General features: G+C 58.6%; 14 protein-coding genes and 1 pseudogene. 7 read left to right on the top strand and 8 right to left on the bottom strand.

Annotated features, from left to right (window positions below):
• Positions 1-56: 56 nt before the first annotated feature.
• Entirely contained in the window at positions 57-794 is a 738-nt protein-coding gene (locus IBX54_RS08815) for a metal ABC transporter ATP-binding protein (protein WP_296542297.1), read from the bottom strand.
• Positions 788-973, bottom strand: a complete 186-nt coding sequence (locus IBX54_RS08810; RefSeq protein WP_296542296.1) for a hypothetical protein — start codon at positions 971-973, stop codon at positions 788-790. Before IBX54_RS08810 ends, IBX54_RS08815 begins: the two co-directional genes overlap by 7 nt.
• A 115-nt stretch (positions 974-1,088) precedes the next feature.
• Here IBX54_RS08810 and IBX54_RS08805 point away from each other — a divergent pair, with 115 nt between their 5' ends.
• The 6 genes and pseudogenes from IBX54_RS08805 (at position 1,089) to IBX54_RS08780 (ending at position 5,469) form a co-directional block, all read left to right on the top strand.
• A complete protein-coding gene (locus tag IBX54_RS08805) occupies positions 1,089-1,628 on the top strand; it encodes a Fur family transcriptional regulator (protein WP_296542295.1) in 540 nt (179 codons plus the stop codon).
• A 137-nt stretch (positions 1,629-1,765) separates the two neighbouring features.
• Positions 1,766-1,909 (top strand): DUF3149 domain-containing protein, encoded by a 144-nt coding sequence (locus IBX54_RS08800; RefSeq protein WP_296542294.1) that lies wholly within the window; start codon positions 1,766-1,768, stop codon positions 1,907-1,909.
• 9 nt (positions 1,910-1,918) lie between these two features.
• On the top strand, positions 1,919-2,869 hold the full coding sequence (locus tag IBX54_RS08795; protein ID WP_296542293.1) for an AEC family transporter: 951 nt from the start codon (positions 1,919-1,921) through the stop codon (positions 2,867-2,869).
• A gap of 221 nt (positions 2,870-3,090) precedes the next feature.
• A pseudogene (gene tadA, locus IBX54_RS08790) lies at positions 3,091-3,534 on the top strand (tRNA adenosine(34) deaminase TadA); the annotation flags it as partial.
• A 40-nt stretch (positions 3,535-3,574) separates the two neighbouring features.
• Complete coding sequence (locus IBX54_RS08785) at positions 3,575-4,525, top strand: LD-carboxypeptidase (protein WP_296542292.1); 951 nt, start codon at positions 3,575-3,577, stop codon at positions 4,523-4,525.
• A gap of 32 nt (positions 4,526-4,557) precedes the next feature.
• Entirely contained in the window at positions 4,558-5,469 is a 912-nt protein-coding gene (locus IBX54_RS08780; protein WP_296542291.1) for an adenylate/guanylate cyclase domain-containing protein, read from the top strand.
• 85 nt (positions 5,470-5,554) lie between these two features.
• Here IBX54_RS08780 and IBX54_RS08775 read toward each other — a convergent pair whose 3' ends face one another.
• The 5 genes from IBX54_RS08775 to mltG are packed head-to-tail and all read right to left on the bottom strand — an operon-like array spanning position 5,555 to position 9,674.
• Positions 5,555-6,235: an ankyrin repeat domain-containing protein gene (locus IBX54_RS08775; protein WP_296542290.1), complete on the bottom strand. Its 681-nt coding sequence runs from the start codon at positions 6,233-6,235 to the stop codon at positions 5,555-5,557.
• Entirely contained in the window at positions 6,232-7,026 is a 795-nt protein-coding gene (locus IBX54_RS08770) for a TatD family hydrolase (protein ID WP_296542298.1), read from the bottom strand. The genes IBX54_RS08775 and IBX54_RS08770 overlap by 4 nt, the downstream gene beginning before the upstream one ends.
• Positions 7,026-8,045, bottom strand: a complete 1,020-nt coding sequence (locus IBX54_RS08765) for a DNA polymerase III subunit delta' (RefSeq protein ID WP_296542289.1) — start codon at positions 8,043-8,045, stop codon at positions 7,026-7,028. Before IBX54_RS08765 ends, IBX54_RS08770 begins: the two co-directional genes overlap by 1 nt.
• The gene (gene tmk / locus IBX54_RS08760; RefSeq protein WP_296542288.1) at positions 8,042-8,689 is read right to left on the bottom strand and encodes a dTMP kinase; all 648 of its coding nucleotides are present in this window, start codon (positions 8,687-8,689) and stop codon (positions 8,042-8,044) included. Before tmk ends, IBX54_RS08765 begins: the two co-directional genes overlap by 4 nt.
• Positions 8,690-8,702: 13 nt before the next feature.
• A complete protein-coding gene (gene mltG, locus IBX54_RS08755; RefSeq protein ID WP_296542287.1) occupies positions 8,703-9,674 on the bottom strand; it encodes an endolytic transglycosylase MltG in 972 nt (323 codons plus the stop codon).
• Positions 9,675-9,733: 59 nt separating this feature from the next.
• Between mltG and IBX54_RS08750 the strand changes: the two genes are divergently transcribed.
• The gene (locus IBX54_RS08750) at positions 9,734-10,663 is read left to right on the top strand and encodes a folate-binding protein (protein WP_296542286.1); all 930 of its coding nucleotides are present in this window, start codon (positions 9,734-9,736) and stop codon (positions 10,661-10,663) included.
• A gap of 118 nt (positions 10,664-10,781) precedes the next feature.
• Here the strand turns inward: IBX54_RS08750 and IBX54_RS08745 are convergent, their stop codons facing one another.
• Positions 10,782-10,997: a hypothetical protein gene (locus IBX54_RS08745; RefSeq protein WP_296542285.1), complete on the bottom strand. Its 216-nt coding sequence runs from the start codon at positions 10,995-10,997 to the stop codon at positions 10,782-10,784.
• Positions 10,998-11,077 lie beyond the last annotated feature (80 nt).

Here is an 11,077-nt window from a genome sequence, read left to right as displayed (position 1 = left end):
TACCCAGACACGCTGCCAGCAGCCCACTCGGACGCGTCCAACTGAGGAATCTAGGATCATGCGGTGGCCTCGTCGGTGTGGCAAATCTCCGCCGTGTCATCCCAGGCTTCGGCCAGGGCGCGGGCACGCTGCAAATTGGCTTCAGTGAGCACCTGCGCGGTGTCGCCCCAGGCCACCAGTTCACGCGCGAGCAACACACTCTGGGCAAAGTGGGCGCGCACTTGCGCGTCGTCATGCAACACGGCAATCACGGTGCGGCCCTGCGCGTGCCACCGCTTGATGAGGTCGAGCAGCGCGGCCGTCGTGCGGGAGTCCATCGCATTGAAGGGTTCATCGAGCAATATGAGTTCGGCATCCTGCATCAGCAAACGGGCAAAGAGCACGCGCTGAAATTGTCCGCTTGACAGCGACCCCACCGTGCGCTGCTCAAACCCCTCCAGCCCGACCTGCGCAATGGCGTCATCGGCGAGCGCCAAAATGTTGGCAGTCACACCGCCCCAGGCGCCCAAAGCGTTCCAACAACCCAGCAGAACGCAGTCGCGTACCGGCATCGGAAAGCTACGGTCGATTTCGATCATTTGCGGCAGATAGGCGATGCGCGCGCGCGGTGTGCTGACCTGAACGCATCCGCCAGAGGGCTTGATCAGCCCCATGATGCTTTTGAGCAGCGTGCTTTTGCCCGAGCCGTTGGGGCCGATCACGGCGCTCAGCGAGCCGTTGGCAAACTGCCCGCTGATGTGGTGCAGGGCAGGGTGCTGGCGGTAGCTGACCGTCAGGTTGTCGATGCTCACCATGGGCTCACCCCCATGTTGGCCCACCATACCGCCAGCCAAAGCAGCAGCACAATCGGCACAACCATCAAGACCCGCCGCCAAGCCGGCCAGGCCAGCACACTGAAGGGTTGGGTGGGTTTGGCGACGGGATGGTGGGGGTGTGGGGCATCGATCTGATGAGGCGTAAGCGTGGTGTTCATGAAATACAAGAAGGATAAATTGCTGTGATAATGCAACCGAGTTGCGCCTGAGTTTAACGCAACTCAATTGCAATAATGGCATTCCAGGAAAATTTATTACCCGAGCCCCCCTCTGATGTCTGTCGTACCTTCGTCATCGCCTGTTGACCCGATCGATGCCTTGTTATCGGCCCACGGTTTGCGCCGCACCGGTGCCGCGCGGCGTGTGCTGGGTTGGCTGCTGGCGCACCCTGACACCAGTTACACCCACGCCCAATTGCAATCGAGCTTGCAGTCCGACAGCACCCAGGACGGGCAGGGCGCGGGCGCTGCCACGCTGGACCGCGTCACGCTGTATCGCCTGATCGACCGGTTGACCCAAGTTGGTTTGCTGCTGTGCCGGGTTGACGTGCACCGGGTGCGCCGCTACCAGGCCATGCCTGCCAGCGTGCATGCCTTGCCACACTTCGAGTGCCAGAGTTGCCACCGCGACCAGCCCTTGCAGGGCGCGCTGCAAGGCAATGCGCAAGACCTGGAGGTGGCCGCGCAAAATGCCTTGCAAACCCTCAAGGCCTTGGGGTATCAGGGGCTTAGCCTGGATTTGGCAGTGCGCGGCGTATGTGCCGACTGCGCCACGGCAGCTACTGCCAGCACAAACCGTCATGAGGCAACATGAGGCGGGGTCTTGACAGCGGCTCGGTTTAAGATTCGGGCTGATTGATTTACGTCAGATTTGAACAGCTCGCCATGTCGCATAGTTTGGCTTGGCATGATTCTCGAATTCAACATCGGCTTTTTTAAAGGACCAACAAAATGAAAGCATTGCAAGACCTTTTTTCCACTGACTACGGTCTGATGAGTGTGATGGTCATTGGCGCCATCATTGTGGTGTCGATCGGTGCCTACGTGGTGCTCAAGTCAAAAATGGCGGAAAGCGCCAAAAACGCCAGCAAGTAACAAGGGCATGTGAACAATCCTGTTTTTTCGGCACTGCTGCCTGTCGTTTTATTGATTTCTGTAGGTTTTATTGCGGGTCGTGTCGGTTGGGTCAGGGCCGAGGCCATCAAGGACCTGTCCAATCTGGTGTTCATGGTGCTCACGCCCGCGCTGCTGTTTCGCACCATGAGCACAGTGCATGTGGAACAACTCAATTTCAAGCCGGTGGCCATGTACTTTGTTGCGGCGCTGCTGCTGTTTGGTTGCATGCTGTTTTGGCAAGGCGCCAATCGACGTGCCGCCGTGCTGGCACTGGCCGTCACCTTCAGCAACACGGTGATGATCGGCATTCCGCTGATCGGCCTGGCTTACGGGCAAGCCGGCCTGGTCACGCTGTTCACCCTCATCTCCATGCATGCGCTGGTGTTGCTGACGCTGGCCACCGTGGTGCTGGAGATGGTGGCCGCCCGCGAGGAGCGCGCCAGCGGGCAGGGCGGGCAAAGGCACATGGCGCTCACGGTGCTGGCGGCGGTCAAAAGCGGCATCATTCACCCGGTGCCGCTGCCCATCATCGTCGGGCTGCTGTTCGCTCAAACCGGTCTGGCGCTGCCCGAAGTGGTTGACAAACCGCTTCATCTGCTGGGCAGTGCCTTTGGCCCCGTGGCTCTGGTGCTGGTGGGCATCACGCTGACGCAGGCGCAGGTGGGACCGAATCTGAAAAACGCGCTGGGCATCAGCCTGCTGAAAAACCTGGCCTTGCCCGGTCTGGTCGCTGCGCTGGGCCTGGGGCTGGGCATGTCGGGACTTCCCCTGACCGTGATGATCGTCACTGCGTCGCTGCCGACGGGAGCCAATGTGTTTTTGTTTGCCCAGCGTTATGAGGTTGCTCAAGACCTGGTAACCGCCAGCATGGCGGTGTCCACGGTGCTTGGCTTGGCTACCATCACGCTGGTGATGTTTCTTGTGGGGCTGCTGGGCTAATAAGGTTGAAAGCGGCCGCCGCAGCGACGGTGCCTCGAAACCGCGCTGCCAGCCCGGAACACGCCGTTTTAAGATCTATTTCTTCCGATGGCGAGCCAATGGGCGATGACTACGTTTAAACTGCTGCAGAGGTAACAGTTGGGCCTTGTTGGATAAGTCTAAATTATGAACGTATTGATTGGGAGTGATTGTTGACTAGCCAGCCCATGTCTGCCGATCGAATGTCCGACCCTCAAGCCATGGCAATGGCGCTGGCGCAGGCGGCTTTGGCGGGTGCAGCAGGCGAAGTTCCGGTAGGCGCGGTGGTGCTCAAGAGCGGCATCTTCATTGCCTCCGGCCGCAACGCTCCCATTGCTACCCACGACCCCAGCGCGCATGCTGAAATGCAGGCCTTGCGCGCTGCGGCACAAGTCCTGGGCAACTACCGGCTGCCCGAATGCGAGCTGTTTGTGACGCTGGAGCCGTGCGCCATGTGTGCCGGTGCCATGTTGCATGCCCGCCTCAAACGGGTGGTGTTTGGCGCCGCCGACCCCAAAACGGGTGCGGCTGGATCGGTGATCGATCTATTTGGACAATCCCGACTGAACCATCAAACGCAAGTGCAGGGCGGACTCCTGGCACAGGAATGCGCCGATGTATTGCAAGGATTCTTTCGGCAGCGGCGTTTGAAAAATACGCCCGGTGCCACGCTGTAACCAGGTTCTTATGAAAAAGCACATTTACATCTACTCCCCGTCTGGCGCGGTACGCGACAAAGCGGCCTTCAAGCGTGGCATTGCGCGGCTGCAGGCGATTGGCCATGAGGTGGAAATTGACCAGGACGCCCTGACAAGTTACCAGCGTTTTGCTGGTGATGATGCGACCCGCCTCGCCGCGATTCACCGCGCGGCAGCCAGCAAGGCCGACGTGGCGCTGATTTCTCGTGGCGGCTACGGTCTGACGCGAATCCTGCCCGGGATTCACTACAAAAAGGTGGCCAAGGCCGTTGCGCAGGGCATGCAATTTGTCGGCATCAGTGATTTCACCGCTTTTCAGAGTGCGCTGCTGGCACAGACGGGTGCCCTTACCTGGGCCGGACCGGCGCTGTGCGAGGGTTTTGGCGTCAAGGGTGAACCCGACGACATCATGGAAGCCTGTTTCAATGATTTACTTCAGGAGCAAGGGGAGGGCGCGGGTTGGCGACAGCACCGGGTAGCTGACCCCATGACGGACGATGTGCCCGCTTTAAACCTGAAAAATGCCACTTTATGGGGCGGCAATCTGACCGTTTTGACCTCCCTTGTGGGAACGCCTTATTTTCCGCAGATCAAGGGAGGCATCCTGTTTCTGGAAGACGTGGCAGAGCACCCGTACCGCATCGAGCGCATGCTGACCCAACTCTTGCACGCTGGGGTACTGGCGCGTCAAAAGGCCATTGTCTTTGGCCAATTTACCGACTTCAAACTGGTCTCGCATGACCGGGGCTTCAAGTTGCAGAGCGTCATTGACTGGCTGCACAAGCAGATCAAGGTTCCGTTATTGACCAATTTGCCGTATGGCCATGTCGCCACCAAAGTTCTGCTGCCGATGGGTGCCACGGTCGATTTGACAGTGGATGGGCGCGATGTCCTCATGTTTTGGGGCAGCGTTGAACGAACCCACAGGGCATTGACCTAAACTACGGTCGTGAAATGGAGAATGAATCAGTCATGAATGTTCAAACAACGGTTGTTTTTGCGGATCTGTTTGGTAGCACAGGGGTGTTTGAATCTCTTGGAAATACCAAAGCTACCGCGGCAGTGACACAGGCCACCACCTGGGTTGCCGAAAAATTCACCGCCAATGGCGGGCGTGTCGTTAAATTTCTCGGTGACGGGGTACTTGCCACCTTTGACAACAGCCAGGATGCCATCACGGCCGTCATTGATATTCAACGAAGCTACCAGCTGCGCCTGGAAAAATTGCCGCCACAGCTTTACATGCCCCTGCGCATCGGAGTGGTTCGGGGTGACGTGGTAATGGTCGATGATGATTGTTATGGCGATGCCGTGAACATCGCGTCGCGTTTGAGTGAACTCACCGGGCCACACCAGATATGGGTCAACGACCAGGCCATAGAAAATAGTCCCGAGCGCGACGACGTGCATTTCCGCTTATTGGGCCCGATTGCCATACGTGGCCGTTCCGAGCCTTGCACCCTGTATCAGATCGAGTGGAAAGAAGAGCAAAACTCTGAATTCTTCACGATTCAAAACCCTGTCAATCTGGCTGCTCTAAATGGCAATGACATCTTGGGCGGGCAGATTGTCTTGTCCTACAACGACAAGCAACAAAGCTTCCATGCTTTCGAAATGCCGATACACCTGGGGCGTATTCGCAAAATTGATTTCGTTGTGAATGATCCCCGCGTCTCGCGCACCCACGCCCGCATCGAGTGGCGCAATGGCAGCTTTCAGTTTGTTGATGAAAGCTCTTACGGCACGTGGATCCGTTTTGCCGGGAGCAGCGCCGACCTCATGCTCAGGCGTGATGAATGCGTGCTGCATGGCCAAGGCCAAATGGCGCTTGGCACGTCGTTCTCGGACCCTACAGCGCCGGTTGTGTCTTTCAGCGTTTCTTGACAGGGCACAAGAAGGTGCCCATCAACCTCTGCAGATTGTCGCTTTACTTAACATAATATACATCGTATAAAGTAAGTTCAGCGTGTCACCACGACCCTTTAGGTTGGCGGCTGCGGATAAATGTGGCGATGATGTTGGCTGAATCAGCGCGCTCGGCACGGTTGGCAAAATCGATGGCAGTCAAGCCCAGATCATTCTTGATCATGGGGTCCGCGCCAGCCTCCAGCAACAATGTAACAGCCGCAGGTGTGCCGTAATGTGCAGCCATCATCAGTGGTGTGGTGTTGTTGGGAGAAGCAGCATCGATGTAAGCGAAATGCTCAAGCAGCAGGTTCATCACCTCAAGGTGCCCGTTGGTGGACGCGTAATGTAAAGGCGCCCAGCCCGGCTTGTTGACGTCGGCACCTTTTTGAATCAGGCCTTGGCACAACAAGGTTTCGCCTTTGAGTGCCGCCAGCATCAAGGGGCTTTCATCGGCGGTGTTGCGCGCTTCAACCTTGATTTCTGAATGATTGATCAAGGCCTGTGCCACTTTGAAAGAAGACTCCTGGAAAGCCACGATCAGCGCCGCCGTGCCGCTTGGGTCTGGCGTGTTGGGATCAAACCCACGACTGAGCAAGGCGTTGACCTGGGCGGCATCGTCTTGTTTAAGCGCCCTGAAGAAATCGTCGTAAGAACCCGCATTGACAATGCTAAACCCAATTAAAACATATAGATATATTATTTTTCTAAAGTTATACTTTAACTTTTTAATCGCCGACTTCATGCAAATATCCCCTTGAACAGCGTGTCGAAATTGGCATTCGTGCGCTCGGCGATGGCTTCCACGGCTAGCTTCTTGACATCGGCCAACTGCCTGGCCACCCACGGCACATAGGATGGATTGTTGGTTTTGCCACGGTACGGCACAGGCGCCAGATAAGGGCTGTCGGTCTCGATCAGCAGCCGGTCCAGCGGCACCATGGCCGCCACGTCACGCAAATTCTGGGCGCTTTTAAACGTCAGAATGCCCGAAAACGAAATGTAATAGCCCAGATCAAGTGCCCGGCGAGCCACGCTTTCGTCTTCGGTAAAGCAGTGAAATACACCGCCTGCACAACCCGCCGAGCCATCTTCGCCCTCTTCGCGCAAGATCGACAAAGTGTCCTCAGCGGCTTGCCGGGTGTGGATCACCAGGGGTTTTTGCAGTTGTCGGGCGGCCAGAATGTGGGTGCGAAAGCGTTCCCGTTGCCAGGCCATGTCGGCCACACTACGGCCATTGAGACGGTAATAGTCCAGGCCGGTCTCGCCAATGCCAACCACCCGTGGCAGCCGGCCCAAAGTCCACAAATCATCCAGCGCGGGCTCCTGCACGCCTTCGTTGTCGGGGTGCACGCCAACGGTAGCCCAGAAATTATCAAAATCAAGGGCCAACTGGTGCACCGCGCCGAATTCCTCCAGCGTGGTGCTGATGCACAGGGCGCGGGTAACCTGGGCCTGCGCCATGGCGTCGCGAATGGCCGGCAATTGCGATAGCAACTCGGGAAAGTTCAAATGGCAATGTGAATCGGTGAACATCATGATTTTGCGTTAAGGGCCAATTGCGCCTGGCTGACTAAAGCCTCTTGCATCAAACCAGGGTTAAAAGGATGCTCCACCGTGCGCATGGTGTCTGACAAGCTTTTGGCCCAGGCGCTCAGGCTGTGCCAGCCCCCTGCCTTGGGCAAATCGGCTGGTTCAAAAAAGCGCGGCAGGGCACCACTGTGGACTGCCAGCAGGTCGTGGCACAGCTTGTGCAAGGCATCTACCGTTTGGGCTGGTGTCCAGTCCTTGAAGACGCTGACATCACCCGCCTGCACAGCACGCGGCAAGCGCGGCCACAAACCGGCAATCGGGGCAAACTGCAGCGCGTCCTGTGGCCGGCCACCGGCGGCGCGCAGCATGACGCTGGCCTGATTGGCGGGCACGCCCTGCCCTTGCAGCCATTGCAGGGCGCTGGCTTGATCGGGCCAGGTCATGGTGTGGGCCAGGCAGCGGCTGCGAATGGTGGGCAGCAACTGGTGGGCGGCGTCAGATGCCAGCACGAACTTGACATCGCCAACTGGTTCTTCCAGGGTTTTCAACAGCGCGTTGGCGGTATAGACGTTCATGCGTTCAGCCGGAAACACCAGCACCGCCTTGCCTCGGCCGCGGGCGCTGGTGCGCTGCGCAAATTCCACTGCATCGCGCATGGCATCGACCCGAATTTCCTTGCTCGGCTTGCGCTTCTTGCCGTCAAGCTCTTCTTGCGCTTTTTCGCTCAAGGGCCAGTTCAAAGCCAGCATCGCGGTCTCTGGCATGAGCACGCACAGGTCGGCGTGGGCGCGCACCGCAATGGCGTGGCAACTGCCGCAGCTGCCACAGGCGCCCTGCGCCGTGGCGTGTTCACACAGCCAGGCGCGCACCAGCGCCAGTGCCAGTTCGTACTGGCCCAGGCCAGAGGGGCCGGCGAGCAGCCAGGCGTGGCCGCGCTGCGCCAGCAAGGCCTGTGTTTGGGCGGCAATCCAGGGTGCGACCGTGCTGGCGTTGGCAGCGCTTGTGGCGTTCAAGTCGCTCATGTCAGCCAGCCCCGCTGCTTCACACTGGCCAGCACGTCTTGCCACACCGCTTCACGGGTTTGCTCGGCGGCTATGCGGGCGAAACGCTGTGGCTCGGCCTCATAACGCGCTTGGTAGCCGGCGCGTACGCGGCTAAAAAACGTCACTGGCTGGGCCTCGAACTTGTCCGGCACGCGCGCGCCCGCCAAACGCACAGCAGCCACATCAGGTGCCAGATCAAACCATATCGTCAGATCAGGCTGGCGCACAAAATCACCCTGGGCCAGCTTAACGGTTTGCACGAGTTGCTCCAGATAGCGGAGTATGTCCAGATCAAAACCCCGCCCTCCCCCCTGGTAGGCAAAAGTGGCATCGGTAAAGCGGTCGCACAGCACCACATCGCCGCGCTTCAGGGCAGGTTCGATCACCTGCTGCAAGTGGTCACGCCGCGCAGCAAACACCAGCAGGGCTTCGGTCATGGCGTCCATCGGGTCGTTGAGCACCAGGGTACGCAGTTTCTCCGCCAATGGCGTGCCGCCGGGCTCGCGGGTCAGGGTCACCACCCTGCCCTGGGCCTGAAAAGCTTGCACCAACGCGTCAAGATGGGTTGACTTGCCGGCACCGTCGATGCCTTCAAAAGTGATGAAAAGTCCGGGAGTTGTCATAAGCTGGGGGAAATCACTGGCCACGCTGGAATTTGTTGACAGCGCGATTGTGCGCGTCCAGGCTGTCGCTGAACTGGCTGCTGCCGTCGCCGCGCGACACAAAGTACAGGGCGCGGCTGCTTGCTGGCTGGGCGGCGGCCATGAGCGAGGCCTTGCCGGGCATGGCGATGGGGGTGGGCGGCAAGCCGGCGCGGGTGTAAGTATTCCAGGGCGTGTCAGTTTGCAAGTCCCGGCGGCGCAGGTTGCCGTCAAATTTGTCGCCCATGCCATAAATCACCGTGGGGTCGGTTTGCAGCATCATGCCCAGGCGCAGACGGTTGCTGAAGACCGATGCCACCATGGCGCGGTCACTGGCGCGGCCGGTTTCTTTTTCGACAATGCTGGCCAGTATCAACAATTCATCGGGACTTTTCAAGGGTAAATCGGCGCTGCGCGCTTGCCATGCCTGTGCCAGTTGTCTGTCCATCGCGTGCATGGCGCGCAACAGCACTTTGAGGTCGCTGCTGTTTTTGGCATAGGTGTAGGTGTCCGGGTAAAAACGGCCTTCGGGGTGACGTCCTGGCTGCCCCAATTTTTCCATGATCACTTTATCTTCCAAGCTATCGGTATCAGCCTTTAAATGCTCTGCTTTCAGGAGTGCTGCACGAACTTGTTTGAAGGTCCAGCCTTCCACCAGAGTCACCGCGCGCAGCGCTTCTTCGCCACGTGTCAACTTGGCCAACAGGCCGAGCGGGGTCAGGCCCGTTTCCAACTCGTAGTTACCGGCCTTGATGCTTCGTGCCTGGCCCGACAGACGAAACCACCAGTACAACAGGTCTGGCGAGGTTTGCACACCACTGTCAACCACATCCCGGGCCACGCGGCGCGGTGTGGTGCCTGGCTCGACCGTCAACTCCAGCGTCGGGGCGGCCAGCGGCAAACTGTGGTTGGCCCACCAGAACGCCCAGCCTCCCAAAGCCAGCAGCAACACCAACAGAAATTTCATCAAACGTCGCACAACCCTATTGCCTTCCAAAAAATCAACTGCGCATGATAATTCACGCCATGGACATTTCACTCGAAGGCGTAGCCCCGCTGACACATTCAGGGCTGATCCGTGCAGAAGGCGAAGATGCCGCCAAATTCCTGCACGGCCAATTGACCAACGACTTCTCGCTGCTGGGCTTGTCAGAGGCGCGGCTGGCCGGTTTCTGCAACGCCAAGGGCCGGCTGCAGGCGAGCTTCATCGGCTTCAAACGCAGCCACACCGATATTTTGCTGCTGTGCAGCGCCGACCTGCTGGCCACCACGTGCAAGCGCCTGGGCATGTTTGTGTTGCGCGCCAAGGTCAAACTGGTAGATGCCAGTGATGATTTTGTCGTCTATGGGCTGGCTGGATCAGCCGTTGCAGAAGCCACCAAGCATATGACGGATTACAAGACCACGGTATGGGCCAAGTTCGATGTGGCCGGTATTTCCTTGATCAACCTTTACCCCGCCGACGGCGTGGTGCGAGCCCTGTGGGTGGCACCGGTCGGCACGCCAGCACCAACGGGGGCAGCCATGACACCCGAGCAATGGGCCTGGGGCGAGGTGCGCAGCGGCATTGCCACCGTGACCCAGCCTATTTTTGAGGCCCTGGTGCCGCAAATGCTCAATTACGAATCGGTGGGTGGCGTCAACTTCAAAAAAGGCTGTTACCCGGGGCAGGAGGTGGTGGCGCGCAGCCAGTTCAGGGGCACGCTCAAGCGCCGTGCCTACCTTGCCCATTCAGAAGCCTCATTGAAAGCCGGTGACGAATTGTTTGCCCCCGATGATGCCAGTCAGCCCTGCGGCCTGGTGGTGCAGTCGGCGGCGGCGCCCGACGGCGGTTTCGATGCTATCGTGTCGATGCAGATCAGTGCATTTGAAGCCGGTGGCGTGCGTTCGCTGCAAGCGGATGGCCCCTTGCTGGCTTTATCAGCAGCGCCCTACCCGCTGCTGGCCGACATCTGATCAATCAGCCAACATCGTCCACCAAAAACCCCGTTCTCGGATACCGATAGGGTTGGATTAAAGCGATTTAACGTGACAGAACATCGTCATTGCGAACGCAGTGAAGTTGCCATGACAATTAGACGCGGCGCGCCCAAGGGCCCAAGGTCATTTTTTCCAACTGGTCGATCTGGCGCTCAAATTTGGCCCAAGCCAGCATGGAGCGCTGGATCAAGCCAATTTGGACCGCTTTGGCGTACTGCTCCCGGGCCATGTCAAAGGGCATGCCCTTAACCAGCGAAAGGGTGCGACTGAAGTCTGTGGTGGTGTTTTTCATTGGCTGTGAATCAAGCATGACGTTTTCCTTCACGGCATCATGGTGCCAAAAAGCAGGCCACGTGCAGCATCGCGCGTGTCGCTGTCAATCAGACGCAT

Origin of the sequence: Rhodoferax sp., assembly GCF_014859475.1 — a bacterium.
Taxonomy (GTDB): domain Bacteria; phylum Pseudomonadota; class Gammaproteobacteria; order Burkholderiales; family Burkholderiaceae_C; genus Rhodoferax.
The sequence above is the reverse complement of the archived record's forward strand: the minus strand, read 5'-3'. Positions and strand labels throughout refer to the sequence as shown.